This is a genomic window from Myroides sp. DW712, from assembly GCF_046557355.1.
Lineage (GTDB): Bacteria > Bacteroidota > Bacteroidia > Flavobacteriales > Flavobacteriaceae > Flavobacterium.
Window position 1 is genome coordinate 1 of the sequence record NZ_JBKFDO010000005.1, and the last position, 18955, is coordinate 18955.

The 18955-nt window shown below is 35.4% G+C and carries 16 protein-coding genes, 1 tRNA gene and 1 pseudogene; 8 read left to right on the top strand and 10 right to left on the bottom strand.

What is annotated here, in order from left to right; genetic code table 11:
- Nucleotides 1–646 precede the first annotated feature (646 nt).
- The gene (locus ACLJX0_RS05270; RefSeq protein ID WP_410879032.1) at nucleotides 647–2347 is read right to left on the bottom strand and encodes a DUF6029 family protein; all 1701 of its coding nucleotides are present in this window, start codon (nucleotides 2345–2347) and stop codon (nucleotides 647–649) included.
- Between the two features lie 3 nt (nucleotides 2348–2350).
- Complete coding sequence (locus ACLJX0_RS05275; RefSeq protein WP_410879033.1) at nucleotides 2351–2836, bottom strand: TlpA family protein disulfide reductase; 486 nt, start codon at nucleotides 2834–2836, stop codon at nucleotides 2351–2353.
- 114 nt (nucleotides 2837–2950) lie between these two features.
- On the opposite strand from ACLJX0_RS05275, the gene ACLJX0_RS05280 reads away from it, so the two are divergent.
- On the top strand, nucleotides 2951–4093 hold the full coding sequence (locus ACLJX0_RS05280) for an Omp28-related outer membrane protein (RefSeq protein ID WP_410879034.1): 1143 nt from the start codon (nucleotides 2951–2953) through the stop codon (nucleotides 4091–4093).
- A 108-nt stretch (nucleotides 4094–4201) separates the two neighbouring features.
- Here ACLJX0_RS05280 and ACLJX0_RS05285 read toward each other — a convergent pair.
- Both ACLJX0_RS05285 and rseP read right to left on the bottom strand, forming a co-directional pair.
- Nucleotides 4202–4275, bottom strand: a tRNA-Asn gene (locus ACLJX0_RS05285).
- 77 nt (nucleotides 4276–4352) lie between these two features.
- Nucleotides 4353–5708 carry an RIP metalloprotease RseP gene (rseP, locus tag ACLJX0_RS05290; RefSeq protein ID WP_410879035.1) on the bottom strand — a complete coding sequence of 452 codons (1356 nt, stop codon included), beginning with the start codon at nucleotides 5706–5708 and terminating at the stop codon, nucleotides 4353–4355.
- Between the two features lie 346 nt (nucleotides 5709–6054).
- On the opposite strand from rseP, the gene serS reads away from it, so the two are divergent.
- The 5 genes from serS to ACLJX0_RS05315 all read left to right on the top strand — a co-directional run bounded on the left by serS (nucleotide 6055) and on the right by ACLJX0_RS05315 (nucleotide 10837).
- The gene (serS, locus tag ACLJX0_RS05295) at nucleotides 6055–7326 is read left to right on the top strand and encodes a serine--tRNA ligase (RefSeq protein ID WP_410879036.1); all 1272 of its coding nucleotides are present in this window, start codon (nucleotides 6055–6057) and stop codon (nucleotides 7324–7326) included.
- A 93-nt stretch (nucleotides 7327–7419) separates the two neighbouring features.
- The gene (locus tag ACLJX0_RS05300; protein WP_410879037.1) at nucleotides 7420–7731 is read left to right on the top strand and encodes a DUF4286 family protein; all 312 of its coding nucleotides are present in this window, start codon (nucleotides 7420–7422) and stop codon (nucleotides 7729–7731) included.
- A gap of 11 nt (nucleotides 7732–7742) precedes the next feature.
- The gene (gene rsmA / locus ACLJX0_RS05305; RefSeq protein ID WP_410879038.1) at nucleotides 7743–8531 is read left to right on the top strand and encodes a 16S rRNA (adenine(1518)-N(6)/adenine(1519)-N(6))-dimethyltransferase RsmA; all 789 of its coding nucleotides are present in this window, start codon (nucleotides 7743–7745) and stop codon (nucleotides 8529–8531) included.
- Nucleotides 8512–9864, top strand: coding sequence for a magnesium transporter (gene mgtE / locus ACLJX0_RS05310; RefSeq protein ID WP_410879039.1), 1353 nt, complete (start codon nucleotides 8512–8514; stop codon nucleotides 9862–9864). The genes rsmA and mgtE overlap by 20 nt, the downstream gene beginning before the upstream one ends.
- A 10-nt stretch (nucleotides 9865–9874) precedes the next feature.
- On the top strand, nucleotides 9875–10837 hold the full coding sequence (locus tag ACLJX0_RS05315) for a 2-hydroxyacid dehydrogenase (protein ID WP_410879239.1): 963 nt from the start codon (nucleotides 9875–9877) through the stop codon (nucleotides 10835–10837).
- 11 nt (nucleotides 10838–10848) lie between these two features.
- Here ACLJX0_RS05315 and ACLJX0_RS05320 read toward each other — a convergent pair whose 3' ends face one another.
- From ACLJX0_RS05320 to ACLJX0_RS05345, 6 genes and pseudogenes are all read right to left on the bottom strand, one after another.
- Nucleotides 10849–11286: a hypothetical protein gene (locus ACLJX0_RS05320; protein ID WP_410879040.1), complete on the bottom strand. Its 438-nt coding sequence runs from the start codon at nucleotides 11284–11286 to the stop codon at nucleotides 10849–10851.
- A 33-nt stretch (nucleotides 11287–11319) separates the two neighbouring features.
- On the bottom strand, nucleotides 11320–11775 hold the full coding sequence (locus ACLJX0_RS05325) for a hypothetical protein (protein ID WP_410879041.1): 456 nt from the start codon (nucleotides 11773–11775) through the stop codon (nucleotides 11320–11322).
- Nucleotides 11776–11955: 180 nt separating this feature from the next.
- On the bottom strand, nucleotides 11956–12372 hold the full coding sequence (locus ACLJX0_RS05330) for a hypothetical protein (protein ID WP_410879042.1): 417 nt from the start codon (nucleotides 12370–12372) through the stop codon (nucleotides 11956–11958).
- A gap of 170 nt (nucleotides 12373–12542) precedes the next feature.
- The gene (locus ACLJX0_RS05335) at nucleotides 12543–12938 is read right to left on the bottom strand and encodes a hypothetical protein (RefSeq protein WP_410879043.1); all 396 of its coding nucleotides are present in this window, start codon (nucleotides 12936–12938) and stop codon (nucleotides 12543–12545) included.
- A gap of 401 nt (nucleotides 12939–13339) precedes the next feature.
- Nucleotides 13340–14794, bottom strand: a pseudogene (locus ACLJX0_RS05340) (IS1182 family transposase).
- A 159-nt stretch (nucleotides 14795–14953) separates the two neighbouring features.
- Entirely contained in the window at nucleotides 14954–16777 is a 1824-nt protein-coding gene (locus ACLJX0_RS05345) for a GNAT family N-acyltransferase (RefSeq protein WP_410879044.1), read from the bottom strand.
- 369 nt (nucleotides 16778–17146) lie between these two features.
- Between ACLJX0_RS05345 and ACLJX0_RS05350 the strand changes: the two genes are divergently transcribed.
- Both ACLJX0_RS05350 and ACLJX0_RS05355 read left to right on the top strand, forming a co-directional pair.
- Complete coding sequence (locus tag ACLJX0_RS05350; RefSeq protein ID WP_410879045.1) at nucleotides 17147–17914, top strand: exodeoxyribonuclease III; 768 nt, start codon at nucleotides 17147–17149, stop codon at nucleotides 17912–17914.
- 20 nt (nucleotides 17915–17934) lie between these two features.
- Entirely contained in the window at nucleotides 17935–18837 is a 903-nt protein-coding gene (locus ACLJX0_RS05355; RefSeq protein WP_410879046.1) for an OmpA family protein, read from the top strand.
- The last annotated feature ends 118 nt before the right edge of the window (nucleotides 18838–18955 follow it).

The window sequence follows — 18955 nt, forward strand, 5'->3', positions numbered from 1 at the left end:
GTCTTTTTCTTCTGCTTTTCTATGAACGTCTGCTTGTTTAATGCGGATGCAAAAGTAGTACCTTTTTAGCCACTTCCAAATTATTTTAAACCTTTTTTACAAAGTATTTTTGATTAAAACCGCAACTCGTTATTATGATGCGTCTTAGGGTGGAAAGTTTTTTTTGGAGAAATTGGAGAAATTGGTGAGGTTGGGTGAGGATTGGCGAGAATGGCTCTTTTGTTTTTTTGCTTTTTTGTTGGTTATTCCTTTATAATAGATACATCTAAACAAAGGGCCCATCGGCCATGTGCCCATACGCCAATCAAAAAAATGGCCTATACTTCCCTTTTATCTGTACGGGCACATGGCAATGTGCACCCTTAATAGAAAATTATCTTTTAAAAAAGATATCCCGCAAGGAGCCCTCCTATATAAGAACATCATCTTTTAAAAATAGATCCAAGCAAAGCGAACATAGCCATGCGCTCGTACGGGCACATGGCAATGTGCCCCTACCTATATATAAGGAAGAAATAATTTTACTTAGACAAATACCAACTAAGAGCAAACCGCGCGAACAACAAAAGCCAAACAACAAAAAAAGGAGCACTTTCGCGCTCCTCTCTATACAAAAACAAAATAATAATTCTAAAATCCTAAAATTTTAAAATGATGTTGTAATTCCGAAGGTCAATCCTGCAGCTTCTGATACATAGCGACAAATACCGCCTACGCATAATAAACCGCCACGCTGCCTACCATAGCTAGCAGAAATACGTGTAGTTCCTTTTGTAAAGCTAGCCCCTACATTATAATAATGAATACGGTCTTTGGTAATATTTCCATCTTCATCTTCTTTTTCGATATCATTTCCATAATTGTACATATCACTTACAAAAACGGACCAATTAGAATTATAGGCAAATTCTAATGTTCCAGCCATCCAGTTTTTCTTATCTTCCTTCGTCCATAAATGTTGCGCCTCTAAACGCACAGACTTATCTCCCATAAATTGATAAGTAGCCTCAGCACTTACAATATTCGTTTTTACTGATTCAAACAAGCTTTCTAATGCACGTTGGTTGTAATACTGATTTAAGTACATAAAAATAGAGGACCAATTATTACTCCATTTTTTACGAACTTCAATACCAAAATCATGATAGTATTTATCTCCAAAATCTAGAAATCCTGTTTTAACTTTTTCACTATCATCCTCGTATACTCTCGGATCAGGTTTTAATCCAGCCCAATATGACCCATTGATTACCACATTCGTTCCGTATTTTCCACCAAATGTTGATCCTTTTTCAAAACTGTGATAAAAGTCGAATTGACCGCCAATTTCTCCAATTTTCTCTTGAGTATCAAAAGCACTTAATAAGTATTGGGCTTGATACACATAAATATTCTGTAAAGAATAATCATATTGTTTGGTCAAAGCGGGTACATAATTCAATACACCTCTAGTATAAACGTTAGCTGTCAACTCTCTATCCGAATAAAATGCCATGTTTTCCAATCTTCTCAAATTGAAGCTAAAGCTAGTACCCTTAGTAGAATATCCTCCATTGAACAACAAGGCATTTCCTGCTTGTTCAACATTCTCATTAATACCTCCATCTACTAATACATCTTTCTCCTTAAACACATATTCAACTTCACCATAAAAATTTTTATAATCAAAACCTAAACGGCCTGAGAATGCATTTTGCATTTTTCTCAAATTCTTTTCGATTTCTACGGGGTACTTTTTATCCTTTTCGACTTTTCCGAGGTAACTAATACCTGCACGAAGCCCAAGTTCTTCAAATTTCAAAAATTCCGCAACATCAATTTCAGCATTTCCTCCGAAAACATACGAATCTGACAAATCAAACCCCATTCCGATGCGTTGCTTACCTCCTAATACGGTAAGATTAATATGATCTAAAATTGTGTATTTAACATTGAGTCCAAAAATAGCATTGTTAATTCCAATTTGTCGGTCTTCCCAAGCGCGAAATAGCAATCCACTGCCAAACTGATCATAAAAATGACCAGCAGTTACATCCAACCCTAATTCTCTATTATTGTACCTAGCATAGATAGCCCCAATATCAAATCCCTTATATTCAGGGGAATAATTTAAGATTGCTTTCGGTTCATATCCTTCAATTTGCGCACCAAAACTCCAATTCTTCCAATCGTAATCTGCTTTTAGATATGAATTTGAACGAAAACGATCCTTAGCTTCTAATTCATCAATCTTTATCTTCTTATCATCCACATACCATTGTGAATTATTTTCAAAACCAACACGTACCTGTGCCTTAGCACCCACAAAAAGGAGTAATCCACATAGTGTAAAAAATATCTTTTTCATCTTTTATTTCATTGCGGCTTTAACCTGCTTAATTAATTCCTTTTCAACCCCAGGGGTATAGCTCGTGTGTTTATATACAATTTTACCTTTATAAACCACAGCGGTAAACGGCACATTAGCCACATTCATTGCTCTTTTCAAATCATGATTTGTATCTAGTAACACCGTATATTCCCAGCCTTTTCCATTAACCAAAGGCTTTACTCGCTTCACTGATTTAGCATCGTCAATAGATACTGCAATTAATTTTACGCCTGTTTCTTCTTGCCAATCACTATAGACATCGTGAATAGCTGCTAATTCCTTTAGGCAAGGCCCGCACCAAGTAGCCCAAAAACTCACAATAACTGGTTTATCTTCATTAGCCAAAGAAGAAAATTCAATCTTTTTCCCATCTAAATCAGCTAACGTTACTGCAGGTAAATCGCTTTTTTGCGCTGTAGCAACAGAGAAAACAAACAGTAGAATAAATGCATAAAACACTTTCATAATTTTTTAGTTTTAGTTGTAAGCTCCAAAAATAGGAAAAAAAACATACATTTAACTTTTAATTAACCGAAATTTATATATATTTTTACACAAACAACTTTAACAAATTATTTTATGAAACAGAACAAATTAGCCACTTTTACGAAAGTGTTAGGAGCTGCCTTCCTATTACTAATTACGGTTTCCAGCTGTAGTAGTGACGATGGTGGTAAAAAGAAAGGTGATGGCGAAAAAGAACAAGAAGAAAAACCGTTAATCTTACAAGCAGAAGGAGAAACAAGAATATTAGAGAACACAGCGGTACTATTCAAAGTCACTGGAGATGGAAACACTTTAGCAGATGCAGAGCTTTATGTTGATGGCGTAGCCATAACAGAAAATCCATATACCTTCACTACAGAAGGTACCTATGCGGTAACAGCAAAAAAAACAGGATTTAAAGACAGTAATACTGTATCAATTAAAGTATTTAAAGACGAAGTTCCAGAGGTTGAAATTGGAGATTTAAAATATCAACACCGCGTGTTAATTGAAGATTTCACAGGTGTACAATGTGGCCCCTGTTCACTTGCCATCCGAGCCCTTGAAAAATTAGAGAATCATACTTACAACGGAAATGGTCATTCAGTAGATTATTCGAGTCTAGTAGTTGTTGGGATTCACATCAGTATTCCAGGGTACGATAAATTTACAATTACAAGTTTTGTACACCCTCTATTTGATTATTACAACGAGAAATTAACTGGTGATATAGGTAGTCGTTGGGCTCCTTATATTATCATCAATGGACAATTGGTATGGGATAAGAATAAATGGAATACATCAGATGAACAAGACAAACCTATGAAACTAGTTCAAAAAACTTCTCCAATAGGAATCAAGATTAACTCTGGACTAGCAGCAACTTCAGGATTTGCAGAAGCTGAAATTGCATTTTCTGAAGATTTCGAGAACTTAAGTATGGATTATTACATCGTTGAGGACGACATATTACACTCCCAAGCAGGAATTGGACCTAACTACCGTCATCATGCAGTATTAAAAGCAGCTACACCTGCAATTACGGGAATTAAAATTCCTTCTTCTCAATCGAAAAAAGGAAATATCTTTATTGCTGAACGCTTCTCCACTACATATAAAGATGCTGAAGTAGGCAACTTAAGAGCTATTGTTGTAATTAGAGACAAAGATGGCAACGTTTTAAACGTACAAGATGCTCACGCAAATACAACAAAAGATTTTGCTATTATAGACTAATGTCTCATCCAAATAAAAACCTGCCTACGGCAGGTTTTTTTATGTTTCTAATACGTCATAAAATCTAGAAACAAAAAAGCCTGACAATTTCTTGTCAGGCTTTTTTTGCTCCCCCTCTTGGGCTCGAACCAAGGACCCTCTGATTAACAGTCAGATGCTCTAACCAACTGAGCTAAGGAGGAAGGTATCTTTACCTTAAATGCAGTGCAAATATAACATCATTTTTTATTTCTGCAAATACATTCGCTTTATTTTTTATTTACTTGAAAATCGCCTTGTAAATATCGTTCCCATTAGCAAATAATAACAATCCGATTAGAATAAAGAATCCAACCATTTGGGCGTTTTCTAAAAACTTATCGCTTGGTTTTCTTCCCGTAATCATTTCATAGAGCAAGAACATTACATGCCCTCCATCTAAAGCAGGAATTGGCAACAAGTTCATTACTCCTAGCATAATAGACAACAAAGCTGTAATATTCCAGAAATACTCCCAACTCCAAACCGAAGGGAAGATATCGTAGATTGCTTTAAATCCACCTACTCCTTTATAAGCTCCCGTTTCAGGTTTTACTATTTTTTTCAACTGTTGAAAATAGCCGCCTATTTTTTCTGTTCCTTTGGTAATACCCACAGAAAACGATTCTCCTAAGGAATATTTTACTTGACTAATGTTATACAAGCCCATTTGCTTGATGGTTTCTATTGATAACCCCGGTGCTGGTGCAATACCTGCTACTCCCTCTCCATTAATCTGTAGCTGTACCGTAACTTCTTTTCCATCGCGATCCACTACCACTGGTACCGTTTGTCCTTTCAATCCCACAATTGCTGGTCGTACTTGATCAATAAAGGGGGTTTCCATACCATTAATGCTTTTAATAATATCTTTCGCTTGAAATACTTCTGTAGCATTTGTATCTTTTACATCTTCAGAAAAACCAACAATAATAAAAGGAATACGCAGGGAAATCCAACCTTCTTTTTTAGCTCCATCACTCAATTGGCCTAATAGATTAACAGGTAAATCAATTTGTTCTCGCACTCCATTGCGTTCAATTTCTACCTGATGCCCCATCATAACTTCATAGCCTACATCATTAAAACGTTCGATTTCTTTCCCATCAACAGCTATGATTTTATCTCCATTTTTCATTCCCGCCTCTTGTAAAATAGGCGATTGTACCCAAACTCCATGATCCATGTCTTTATTCGAGATATACAAATCACCATACGCATAAGTCATCCCGATATAAATTACAAAAGCCAAGATAAAGTTTACCGTAACTCCACCTAACATAATAATTAAACGCTGCCAGGCTGGTTTGGAACGAAATTCCCAAGGTTGAGGCTCACTTTTTAATTGTTCTGTATCCATACTCTCATCCACCATACCCGATATTTTCACATATCCTCCTAAAGGCAACCAACCAATACCGTATACCGTATCGCCAATTTTTTTCTTAAACAAAGAGAACTTTACATCAAAGAAGAGGTAGAATTTTTCTACACGGGTTTTAAATAATTTAGCTGGTATAAAGTGTCCAAGCTCGTGTAGAATAATCAAAAAGGATAAACTCAATAAAAATTGAGAAATTTTAATCAATATTTCCATTGTACTAATTTCGTTTCAGATCTGAATAATAAGCAAAAATAAAATTTTAGTTGAACTAACTACTATTTTTATCAAACTATTATTATTTGGCAGTCTATCGCTTATTTCCTTTCTCATTTATTCAACAAATTTAACGCAGTAAGCGCATTCTTATTCAAAAATTTAAACAGGTAAAACTGGCGATGTCTGACATATTTAAAGGAAAATTGTTCCAGAAAAACAAGGAAAGTGTTTTCCTAGTTGATACAATCGTTTTTTATATCGAAGAATCACAATGAAATACAACAAAAAGGGCAATAATAAAAAAGTATTTTCTAACTTTGTTACTTAAATTATTTTTTATACTATGTTACAGATAGCTTTTATTAGAGAGAATCAAGAACAAGTGATTAAAGGCTTGGCCAAAAGAAATCTTGATGTTACGGAAGTGCTAAGCGAAGTGCTTGCTTTGGATGAAAAAAGAAGAGCAACACAAGTTGAATTAGACAATGTCTTAGCAGAATCCAACAAGCTATCCAAAAGCATTGGCGAGTTAATGAAGAGTGGAGAAAAAGCGAAAGCCGAACTCATCAAAGAAAAGACATCAAATTTACGCGAGCAAAGCAAAGAGTTAACCGAACAGTTAAATCAAGTTTCTGCTGAGCTTACAGAGAAATTATATACCCTTCCAAACGTACCAACGGATATTGTTCCTGCAGGAAAAGATGCAGATGACAATATTACGGTGCATCAACACGGGGAAATTCCAACGTTACATGAAGGAGCTTTACCACACTGGGAATTGGCAAAAAAATACGATTTAATCGATTTTGAGCTAGGAAACAAAATTACAGGAGCAGGGTTTCCAGTATATAAAGGAAAAGGGGCTCGTTTACAACGTGCCTTAATTTCGTATTTCTTAGACAAAAATACAGCCGCTGGTTACAAAGAATACCAAGTGCCACACGTAATCAATGAAGCTTCTGGTTTTGGAACGGGTCAATTACCGGATAAAGAAGGGCAAATGTACCACATCGGAGTAGATGATTTGTACTTAATCCCAACGGCAGAGGTGCCAATCACCAATATGTTTAGAGATGTTCTCTTGCAAGAGAGTGATTTTCCAATTCTTTGTACGGGTTATACGCCTTGTTTCCGTAGAGAAGCTGGGTCTTATGGTGCACACGTAAGAGGATTAAACCGCTTACATCAATTTGACAAAGTGGAAATTGTACGCATTGAGCATCCCGATCGTTCTTATGAAGCTTTAGACGGCATGGTAGAGCATGTACAAGAATTATTACACGAATTAAAATTACCGTATCGCATTTTGAGATTATGTGGAGGAGATATGGGATTTACTTCTGCTTTAACGTATGATTTTGAAGTATTTTCAACAGCACAAGACCGTTGGTTGGAAATTAGTTCAGTTTCTAACTTTGAGACATTTCAAGCGAATCGCTTGAAATTGCGTTTTAAAGATAAAACAGGAAAAAGTCAACTAGCACATACCTTAAATGGTAGTTCACTAGCTTTACCTCGTGTATTAGCTGGTATTTTAGAAAATTATCAAACACCTGAAGGAATTGTGATACCTGAGGTCTTACGACCGTACACAGGATTTGATATTATTGATTAATTTTACACTACACGTATAAGTATATGAAAAGCACCAAATCCTAAAAAGACATTTGGTGCTTTTTTTATCTTTGCACAATCCAAATTAGAACCTATGATTATTTACAATATCACAATAAACATACACGAAAGTGTACATGATGCCTGGATGGCTTGGACCAATGAATTCTACATCCCTGGTATTTTAAACACCAAAAAGTTTGATAAAGCTCGAATGGTTAAAGTCCTAGTAGACGAAGAGATGGGGGGAATCACCTATTCTATTCAATTTGAAACGGCTAATGCAGCGCTTTTACAACAGTTTTACAACGAAGAGCACGACTACTTTGAAATGGAATCGCGAAAAAAATTTGGCGATAAAATGCTTACTTTCAAAACAGAACTTGCGCTTATAAGCGAATACTAAACGAAACAGGAATGGATAAAGTTAGAGCAAAAAAACACCTCGGGCAGCACTTTTTAACGGATGAAAGTGTAGCCAAGCGAATCGCTGATACGCTAACCTTAGAAGGTTATAAAAAAGTATTAGAGATTGGTCCTGGAATGGGCGTATTAACCAAATACGTTTTGGATAAACCTATTGAAACCTTTGTAGTCGAAATTGACACGGAATCGGTAGACTACTTACACCAGTATTACTCCAAATTACACGGTCATATTTTTGCCCAAGATTTTCTAAAGTTTAATATCGTACAAGCCTTCAACCAAGAACCGTTTGCTGTTATCGGAAACTTTCCGTATAATATCTCCACGCAAATTGTATTTCGCGTACTCGAGCTTCGCGATTTTATTCCTGAATTTTCAGGGATGTTCCAAAAGGAAGTAGCAGAGCGTATCTGTGAAAAAAAGGGAAGTAAAACCTATGGCATTCTATCCGTACTTACTCAAGCTTTTTACGAGACGGAGTATTTATTTACCGTTTCAGAGCACGTATTTAACCCACCACCGAAGGTAAAATCAGGCGTGATGCGCATGAGACGAAGGGAAAATTACAGCTTGCCTTGCAATGAAAAACTATTCTTTACTGTGGTAAAAACAGCCTTCAATCAAAGACGAAAGACGTTGAGAAATAGTTTAAAAAGCTTTGGTTTACCCGATGACATTCGAGAAGAGACGATTTTTAACCTGCGTCCAGAACAATTAGGTGTGGAAGAATTTATTGATCTTACAAAAAAAATAGAAGTACATGGAGTTCAAAATCAGTGATGAAGCTATCTTACAAATCGAAGAACTTATCGCTAGCGGTAAGGAAGCTGAACTATTAGCGTTTCTCGAGGATATTCACGCCGTGGATATTGCAGAGATTATGAATGAGCTTCACACGGAAGAAGCCATTTATATCTTCGATATATTAGATAGTGAAGTTACTGCAGAGATATTACTAAATTTAGATGAAGATTTACGAGAAAAGATTTTAAAAAGTCTTTCTCCTAAAGAGATTGCGGAAGAGCTAGACGAATTAGATACCGATGATGCAGCGGATATCATCGCCGAATTATCCGAAAAACGAAAAGAAGAAGTTCTTTTAGAGCTGGAGGATTTAGAGCACGCCAAGGACATTGTAGAGTTATTGCGCTATGATGAGGACACCGCAGGAGGATTAATGGCCAAAGAATTTGTTTCTGTTAATGAAAACTGGTCAATTCTCACCTGTGTAAAGGAAATGCGCAAACAGGCGGAACATGTATCTCGCGTACATTCCATTTATGTGGTTGATGATGAAGGCCGATTAAAAGGACGTCTATCGCTTAAAGATTTACTTACCTCTTCTACGACCACGCATATTAGTGACGTTTATATCCCCAAAGTGGACTATGTAAAAGTAGACACAGAGGATACAGAAGTAGCGCGTATCATGCAAAAATACGATTTAGAAGCCATTCCTGTCGTAGATGAAATGGGGCGATTGGTAGGTCGAATCACCATTGACGATATTGTCGATGTCATCAAAGAAGAAGCAGATAAAGATTATCAATTAGCCGCTGGTATTTCACAAGACGTAGATACCAACGACAGTATCTTAACCTTGACTAAGGCTCGTTTGCCCTGGTTAATTTTAGCCATGATTGGTGGTTTTGTTGCTGTGAATGTATCCCGTAGCTTTGAGGATGCCATGGAAAAATTTGGCGTTCTGTTCTTCTTTACCCCTCTTATTGCGGCAATGGCTGGAAATGTAGGGGTTCAATCCTCTGCTATCATTGTACAAGGGTTGGCTAACAACACCATTTCAGGCTCCATCTGGAAACGTTTAGGCAAAGAGGTATCCTTGAGCCTATTAAATGGATTTTTGCTAGCTATTCTACTAATGATTGGTAGTCACGTTTTATTGGGAGTAGATTATATTATCGGCATAACTGTATCCATTGCGCTAATTAGTGTTATTATTATCGCTAGCTTAATTGGTACGTTTGTACCTATTTTACTGAATAAATACGGAGTTGATCCGGCCTTGGCCACAGGTCCTTTTATAACAACTAGTAATGATATTTTTGGTATTTTGATTTACTTCTCTATTGCCAAAGTGATTCTCGGTTTCTAAATTTAATATGATGGCAGTAAAAAAAGTATTACATCTAGACAGCAACCATCCCTTGATGCTGGAGCAATTAGCCCAAATGGGATATACCAATATCGAAGATTACACCTCTAGTAAAGAAGAAATTCTAAAAACGATTCACGAATATGAAGGCATCATCATTCGCAGTCGATTTAAACTCGACTCTTCTTTTTTAGCAGCGGCTACTCAGCTCAAGTTCATTGGACGCGTTGGAGCAGGCTTAGAAAATATTGATTGTGACTTTGCAACTGCACAGGGCATTGCCTTAATCGCCGCACCTGAAGGCAATCAAACAGCGGTTGGAGAACATGCATTAGGAATGTTATTGTCCTTATTCAACAAATTGAATCTAGTTGATCAAGAAGTTCGACAAGGCATTTGGATTCGCGAAGGCAATAGAGGCTATGAAATAGAAGGAAAAACAGTGGGAATCATTGGATATGGACATATGGGAAACGCATTCGCCAAACGTCTACAAGGCTTTGATTGCGAAGTCATTTTTCACGATATTAAAGATAACTTAACCAATGCTTATGCGAAACAAGTTTCTTTAGCTGAATTACAAGAACGAGCCGATATTGTCAGTTTACATATTCCGCAAACACCCGAAACTATTCACCTGATCGACCAGCATTTTATTGAGCAAATGACCAAGCCCTTCTGGTTAATCAATACAGCAAGAGGAAAATCCGTTCAAACAGCTGATCTAGTTGCAGCTTTAGCAAGTGGCAAAATACGAGGTGCCGCATTAGATGTCTTAGAATATGAAAAATCTTCTTTTGAACATATGTTTGCGGGTGAAGCCTTACCTGAACCAATGCAATACCTAATTCAGTCCGAAAAAGTAGTACTCTCCCCTCATATTGCAGGTTGGACTTTTGAAAGCAAAGAAAAATTAGCTCAGATAATTATTGATAAAATCAAAAAACAAGTCGTAAAAGACGATATAGCATAAAAAAAGGCGCCTTACAAGGTGCCTTTTTTTATTTTATCTTTTTTAGGTTCATTTTCAGCATGAATCACTACAGTGGCGGTTAACGATTTTCCTAATGCAACAGCTTCTCCAACAACCTTACCTTCTAAAGTAACTTCAATTTCAATCTTTGAAGCGTCTGTTTGGCCTAAGCCTTGCGTTGTAAAACTAAAATTTTCCGTATCGGCTTTGCGATATATTTTGGACCATGTAGTCTCATTTAAATCGCTTATTACTTCATTCTTTGCAGCTTCTCCTTCATAAATCACAGCCATTACTTTGTGAATTGAAGCATCTTCTGAAACAGTAACAGTAACCAAATATTCTTTCCCTTCGGGAAGTATCTCTGGTTTATAATCATTATCTGAACTACAACTAGACATGCTAGTTAGCAATAAAGCTAGTACTATAAATTTGATTTTTCCCAACATTTGGTCTACTATTAATATGGTTAGATTAATTTACTAAAACTTAACAGCTACATATAAGTCCTTACCTTCTACTTTTTTCTCTTGAACAACAAAATCATTTTTATCTGTTACAACGATACTCAACTTCGCACCTGAACTAGTACTTTTACCGAAGGCTTCAATACTCACGTGTTCAACAGCAGTTAATGTATAAGATCTCGTCCATTCTGTTATTTTATCTTCTTCCTCTTCCTCTTGCTCCCCTTCTTCATCTTCATCTATGACAACAGGAATCGGTTTTTCATAAATCTTTTCTTCTTGTACATGAACACCATCGTAGTAAAAAGAAACGATCTCATCCATATCAACATCTTCCGTAATTTCGATTAACACGTTATACACATTCTTATCTAATTTAAGAACTGGGTTTCCATCATCTGAACTACAAGCTGATAATCCTAAAGCAATAAATGCAGCGATTACTATAAACTTAACTTTTCTGAACATCATTTTTACTTTTATTTAACAATTCAAAAATAGACTTTTTTTTGTCTTATTCAAAAGTTTAACTAAACATTTTAAATACTAGACTGTTAAAAAAACAGGCGATTAAACCACAGAACATAGGCTATAATCTATAGCCCATCTCTATTCCTTATTCTCCGACGCTATTATACAGCGAATTTTGAATTAAAAAACAACCTCTCCGTAAATTTTCTCTCCCTTAAATTCAATATCTTTAATAATATTTTTATCCTTTTTTACCCGAATGGTAACAACAGAGACCTCTTCTTCAGGTCCTTCAGCATTAACAGCAACAGTAATTTTTTGCTTTACTGTCTTTTTAAACTCTTTTGTCCATTCTCGTTTTCCACCAAAGCTATCTTTCACAAATGTAGTAATATCTTTGCCTTCAATAAGTGACACTTCTATACGCTGTAAGTCAACGTTTTTAGTTCCCTTTACCTCAACCACATAATCCTCATTTGAAACTCTATAGCCAGTTCCTTTCTTAGTTGATGAAGTAGTACTATCATCAGAGCTACAAGCAGAAGCACCTAGTGCAACTAAAGCGCACACCAAAAATAATTTAACTTTTACAAACATATTTTACTTTTATTTAACAACTCAAAAGTATATGTTTTTTTGAATTATACAAAAATTAGCGCACTTTTTATTCACAAAACCATAATTAAGTGCAAAAAGTAGCGTAAATTAAAAACAAGTAACATTCAAAACACAAAATACACCGCAGAAAATATTCTTTTCCTTGGTTTTTAAAATATAACCTTTACTTTGAGTTCCAATCCTTTAGATACTTCTTCTTTAATAACAGAAGAACCTTTCATAATTTTAATTACAATTTTAGCATCAGCCGCATCACTATCTCCTGTTGCCAATACTTCGACAACTTCGTCATTTGCTTTTTTATACAATTTCGACCACTCTCTATTGCCATCGAACTCTTTGTTCAACTCCTTTGCAATTTCTTTTCCCTTGGTTTTAGTAACCTCAACTTCTTTAATACTTGCATCTGTGGTAACTGAAACAATGACTTTATACTCGCCACTTGTATCAATAGGAAGATTATCTAAATTATCATCCGAACTACATGCTAAAGCTCCCATGGCCAGAACAGCACAAACTAGCGTATACTTAATTTTTTTCAACATTGTTTCTCTATTTATTTTGACCTTGTAAAAATATACGTTTTTTTGAATTAAAAAAACATTAACATAAATAAAACTAAACAACTTATTAAAAAAAGACAATTACCCCTAATTTAAACAAATAGAATGGCATAATACCCCCATATGAGCAAGTACACTAAAAAGTACAACTATTTTTATCCTAGATGCGCATAAAAAAAAGAGACCTATGATTAGAGAGGGTACTGAAAAAGTAGCCAGATCATACAAACTGGATCTTTTTACAACAAAAAAATAACGCTTGTAAAGGTATTTAAAGACTCCTTTTTCAAGCGTTATTTATTTTATCGGCAAATAATAATTTTCTTAAAACAAACTATATTAAGATTTTTAGTTACTTTTTACAAAGCAGGTCTTTTATATTCCTATTTGTCCATTAATTTGAGTATTCTTTTAATATTTACTGTAAAAATGGTAATAGCTCCTTGCATTTGCATACAAGAAAGTCCGTAGGAGTCTGCTCTTGCATATCCACGTGCATTTTTCAACTCACTATTTTTAGCCTCTATCTTATATCGATGCTTGGCTTCTTGTTTAAATTCTTCGGAATTTTGGAATTCTAATTGTTCTAAATGGGTATTACTTTTTAATGTTAGGGAATATGTTTTTGCTTTAGCTCCTGGTTTATAACAGCCCTGTTTAAAAGGACATACTTTGCATTTTTCTATATCAAAGTAATAGGTTATTGCCTGATTCTCTCCAATGTTCTTTTTTCCTTGTCTGGCTTTTCTAATAGCTAGATGACCTGCAGGACACACATACATATCCGCATCTTTATTGTAATCAAAATTATCCTCTTTTTTTCTTGTTCCTTCGCTTATTATACTACTTAGTTTAGCTAGCTACTATCTTAATATTATTGCTTTTAGCGTATTGTAAATTATCCTTACCAGAGTACGCTCTATCTCCTATTACTGTATCTACGGGCATGCCATTATCAATACTTTCTTCGATTAAATTTTGCAACAACGGGCCATCTGCTTTTTCTCCTGAAGTAACTATAGCACTAGTAATAATACGCTCTTTACTCATGGCAATGTGAGTTTTAAAACCGAAGAACTTTGTATCGGATGATTTATGTCCTGTACGAGCATCTCTATCTTTAGATAAAGTATAACGCTCTTGAATATCTTCAAGAGTCTCTACAAGCATTTCAAATTTTTCCATTACTTTTGGGTAACCAAGTAAGCCACTATTTTTTAAGAACTCTATGAGTGCTTTACTATAAACCAACTCATCTTCTAAATCACTATTCTCATTTTTATTTGGCAAGCTTTTCTTGATCTTCTCATCGATATCATATAAAACTTTACGTAATTGTCTACTGCGCATCTTTAAAGCTTCTATAGCTGAGAAGGGATTAGATCTACTAGCACTGTGAGTAGCATCTACTATAATTGCTTTGGATTTTATAATTTCTTTGCTAATAGCTAAGCGAACTGTTTCCCCTATAAGTAGTTTTAATAAATCACTATCCGATAACCTTAGTTTTCTAAACTTAGTTAAGGTACTAGCATTGATGACATCTTCCTCAGGAGCCATGCCTAAAAAGTATTTAAATGACATATCAAACCGAGAACGTTCTACAACGGCAACATCCGAGATGTCATAAATGCTTTTTAAAAGTAGATACTTAAAAAGTTTTATAGGAGACTCAGCTGTGCGACCATTATCTAAGCAATACTTAGTAATAAGCTCATCATGTACGAAAAGAAGTCTATTAAATCATTAATCTTGCGTAAGATATTATCTTTTGGAATGATAAGATCATATAAACCGGAGTATGAACTGAGGGGCAAAGACTGCTGAGAAGCTAACATAGGGAACAGAATTAGTTTAAAAAATAAAGATAAATAGAAAGAGGTAAACTATAAAAGCAATTCGCTATATAGTTTACCTCTTATTAAGAGCTTATTTTGTCAAAAGGAACTTTTTCAGTACCCTCATGATTAGATAGACCCCTTTTTTGTATGTTTTTTCTAGTTGTATTTATTTGCTTCTTCTTGTATTTTTCGTTCGAGTTCAGCTTCAAACTCTTCCATAACTGGTTTCACTGTACTTTCGGGCAAATCGGCAATTTTGATATACATCAAACCATCGATTGCGTTGTTGAATAAAGGATCAACATTAAAAGCAATCACTTTTGCATTTTGTTTGATGTACTTCTTGATTAATACGGGTACACGCAGTTTTGCAGGTTCCACATCTTCAATAATCTTATCAAACTTATTTAAATCTGATTCCGTTTCATTAAAAATCAAATCTTTATCTGCATCCTTTAAGTTGACCTTATACTCCATTTTAGGAGTAACGTATTGGGCAATAAAAGGATCAAAGTAATGCGAACGCATGAATTCAATCATCAAAGATTTAGAGAAATCAGAGAATTGATTGCTAATGCTTACCCCGCCAATTAAGTATTGATGTTCAGGGAAACGCAAGGTGGTATGTACAATACCCTTCCAGAGTAAAAACAACGGCATGGGTTTTTGTTGGTATTCTTTAACAATAAATGCTCGTCCCATTTCTATTGATTGCGCCATCATCGGATACAATTCCGATTCAAAACGAAACAATTCATTCAAGTAAAATCCATTAATCCCGTATTTTTTATATATCTCTGATCCTAATCCCATGCGATAAGCCCCGCAGATTTGCTCCGCTTCACTATCCCATAAGAACATATGGTGATAATACTGATCGTATTGATCTAGATCTAATTCATTATTCGTTCCTTCTCCAACTTCACGGAAGGTAACCTCTCTCAATCGACCAAGTTCTAATAATATCGTAGGAATCAAATCTGCCTTACACAAAAAAACTTCGTAATTTTTGCTTTGCAGCAATCGGAAGTCTTTCTCTCGTAAAACTTCGATTTCTTGTTTGATTCTATCAAGGGGCTGTGGAGGGACAATGTCCTTTACCATCTTTGGAAATTTAAAATTAAAAGACGAAACTTTAATCCATTTACGGGAGTCCTCATCTTTATACGCATTAGATAACAAATAGGTTTTAAAGCGCAAAAAATTACCATAATCGCTTAAATCATAATGTTCATTTTGCTCTTCAACAGATATTGGTCGCCCAATTCGTATTTTTATTACACGATCTTTTTGCGTTAACAACTCCGAAGGTAACTTTGCGGTACGCAATGTTGGGTTAATCTGCGATAAAAAGTAAAACAACTTGCTATTCTTCGCATGAAAATAAATAGGTACAACGGGTACATTTGCTTTTTTAATTAGCTTAATTGCGCCCTCTTCCCATGGTTTATCCACAACCAAACGATCATCCTTATAGGTCGACACTTCTCCCGCTGGAAAAATCCCTAGAGGTTTGCCATCACTTAAATGTCTTAGCGTTTCCTTCAGTCCTAATACACTTGATTTTACATCTTTATTATTCTCAAAAGGGTTAACCGGCATAATATACGGTTTCAACGGCTCAATGCGATGTAATAAAAAATTGGCAATAATCTTAAATTTAGGATCATGCTCTAACATCAATTTCAGTAATAAAATCCCATCAATTCCGCCCAAAGGATGGTTTGAAATTGTAATATAAGGTCCCTTTTTAGGCAATCGTTTTAATTCTTCTGGATCGATCTGAAATTCAATTTGGAACTCTTCCAATATTGCATTTAAGAATTCTAACTCTTCTAAATGCTTATTTCTGTCGTAAATCTTATTTAATGTGGTAACCTTAAGCGTTTTCATAAGCAACCACCCCGTAAAAGTACCCAAGATACCATACTTGTCCACGTTAATCGCTTTCGCTACTTCCTTCGCTGTTACTAACCCCATCAATTTGAAAATTTAAGTAAGACAAATATACTAAAATCTTTAGGTAATCTATTTTATTTTATCAACCTTGACTGCATATCTCAAGCATTGTTAAAGATATTGAGCTAAATAACTGATTAAAAAAAAGATATATGCTGTAATAATTATTTATTCTGCTTTAATCTCCCTGCATTCTCTTTTTCAATTTTTTATCTTTTTTAACGCCGTCTACAGAAAAACTACAATTAGACAAGTAACAAGCTTCCCTGTTTCCATTTCAACAGTCAAAGAATGCTAATTAAAAATTAAAAATGCATCTTGCTTTTCCTTTTGAAGGCTCAGCATGTTTATTTTTTCTATTTTTGATTTTCATACAAAAACACAAGCAAAATGAAAAAAATCATCTCCTATAATGTAAATGGGATTCGAGCAGCAATTAAAAAAGGGCTCTTAGAATGGATGCAGGAAGAAAACGCTGACATCATTTGCTTACAGGAAACCAAAGCCAAAGAAGATCAAGTTCCGACGGATGAAATTACATTAGCAGGCTATCCGTATCAATACTACTTTTCGGCTCAGAAAGCAGGCTATAGTGGTGTAGCCATCTTTTGCAAGGAAAAACCCAACCACATTACCTATGGAACAGGAATTGACTACATGGATTTTGAAGGAAGGAACCTACGCGTAGATTTTGATACCTTCTCTGTCATGTCTTTGTACTTGCCCTCTGCCTCAAACATCGATCGCTTGGATTTCAAATACCAGTATATGGATGATTTTTTTACCTATATTTCCAACCTAAAAAAGGAAATTCCCAACTTAATCATTTGTGGAGACTACAATATTTGTCACAAAGCCATTGATATTCACGATCCAATTCGCAATGCCAAAGTTTCTGGATTTTTACCAGAAGAACGGGCGTGGGTTGACAAATTTGTCGAGCATGGTTTTCTTGATAGTTTCCGTATGTTTAACAGTGAACCACACCAATACAGCTGGTGGACCTATCGTGCAAATGCCAGAAATAACAATAAAGGATGGAGGATTGACTACAATATGGTCGCAGAACCAATGAAAGATCGCGTGTTAGGCGCTTCCATTTTACAAGAAGTAAAGCACTCCGATCACTGTCCTATTGTCGTAAATATAAAAGCATAATCACCAAAAAAACGTCACTCATGATAAAAAAACTGTCCATCAGTTTACTCACCCTTACTTTACTGTCTTCCTGTGTGACAAGAAGACTCTATAATGAACTAGACCAAGATTATCAAATGACCTTAGACGATAATCAACGTCTTGCGGACGAATTAGCCACACTAAACAGCTCCATGAGCGAATTAGAACAAGCAAAAAAACAATTGGCTCAACAGCTGAAAGACTTACAGCAAGAAAGACAAAATCTAAATGCCGAGATTTCTGCTGCTCAAAATCGATTACAAGACCTACAACATTCGTACACAAATCTTGAGAAGCACAGTGAAGAATCACTACAAGCAGAAGCTGCTCGACTAGCCAAAGCCAAAGCAGAACTCGATTTAAAATCAAAACGCGTTCAGGAATTGGAAGATATTTTAGCAGCCAATGACAAACAGATGAAGGCATTAAAAGACAACCTTTCTCAGGCGTTGAATGCCTTTGAAGGAAGAGGATTAACCATAGAACAAAAGAATGGAAAAGTGTATGTATCCATGGAAAATAAACTCCTCTTCAAATCCGGAAGTTGGTCTGTCAATGAAGAAGGACGAAATGCCGTAGTGGAATTAGGGAAGGTACTAGCAACCAACCCAGATATCTCAGTCCTAATTGAAGGACATACTGACAATGATAAAGTATTGGGCAATTTAGGAGAAGGTGTACAAAACAACTGGGATTTATCCACCAAACGCGCTTTAGCCATTGTCGCTATTTTAACAGAGAATGCTGCTATTGACAAAAAGAATCTCACTGCTGCAGGTCGAAGTGAATATGCTCCACTACTAAGCAATAGCACCAACGATGGCAAAGCAAAGAACAGGCGTATTGAAGTGATTCTTACTCCGAACTTAGACAAAATCAATGATATGTTGAATCAATTGTAAATGATATACAATTCGAATAAAAGCGCTATACTCTCAACTAATAGCGCTTTTTTTATGAACTCTTATTTTTATCCCCTTATTTGTCTTTTCCTTAACACAAAAAACGATTTATATTGTT

Coding starts and splice junctions, on each gene's coding strand:
- ACLJX0_RS05270 (WP_410879032.1), bottom strand. CDS start 2,347: ATGAAAAAGATATTTTTTACACTATGTGGATTACTCCTTTTTGTGGGT.
- ACLJX0_RS05275 (WP_410879033.1), bottom strand. CDS start 2,836: ATGAAAGTGTTTTATGCATTTATTCTACTGTTTGTTTTCTCTGTTGCT.
- ACLJX0_RS05280 (WP_410879034.1), top strand. CDS start 2,951: ATGAAACAGAACAAATTAGCCACTTTTACGAAAGTGTTAGGAGCTGCC.
- rseP (WP_410879035.1), bottom strand. CDS start 5,708: ATGGAAATATTGATTAAAATTTCTCAATTTTTATTGAGTTTATCCTTT.
- serS (WP_410879036.1), top strand. CDS start 6,055: ATGTTACAGATAGCTTTTATTAGAGAGAATCAAGAACAAGTGATTAAA.
- ACLJX0_RS05300 (WP_410879037.1), top strand. CDS start 7,420: ATGATTATTTACAATATCACAATAAACATACACGAAAGTGTACATGAT.
- rsmA (WP_410879038.1), top strand. CDS start 7,743: ATGGATAAAGTTAGAGCAAAAAAACACCTCGGGCAGCACTTTTTAACG.
- mgtE (WP_410879039.1), top strand. CDS start 8,512: ATGGAGTTCAAAATCAGTGATGAAGCTATCTTACAAATCGAAGAACTT.
- ACLJX0_RS05315 (WP_410879239.1), top strand. CDS start 9,875: ATGGCAGTAAAAAAAGTATTACATCTAGACAGCAACCATCCCTTGATG.
- ACLJX0_RS05320 (WP_410879040.1), bottom strand. CDS start 11,286: ATGTTGGGAAAAATCAAATTTATAGTACTAGCTTTATTGCTAACTAGC.
- ACLJX0_RS05325 (WP_410879041.1), bottom strand. CDS start 11,775: ATGATGTTCAGAAAAGTTAAGTTTATAGTAATCGCTGCATTTATTGCT.
- ACLJX0_RS05330 (WP_410879042.1), bottom strand. CDS start 12,372: ATGTTTGTAAAAGTTAAATTATTTTTGGTGTGCGCTTTAGTTGCACTA.
- ACLJX0_RS05335 (WP_410879043.1), bottom strand. CDS start 12,938: ATGTTGAAAAAAATTAAGTATACGCTAGTTTGTGCTGTTCTGGCCATG.
- ACLJX0_RS05345 (WP_410879044.1), bottom strand. CDS start 16,777: ATGGGGTTAGTAACAGCGAAGGAAGTAGCGAAAGCGATTAACGTGGAC.
- ACLJX0_RS05350 (WP_410879045.1), top strand. CDS start 17,147: ATGAAAAAAATCATCTCCTATAATGTAAATGGGATTCGAGCAGCAATT.
- ACLJX0_RS05355 (WP_410879046.1), top strand. CDS start 17,935: ATGATAAAAAAACTGTCCATCAGTTTACTCACCCTTACTTTACTGTCT.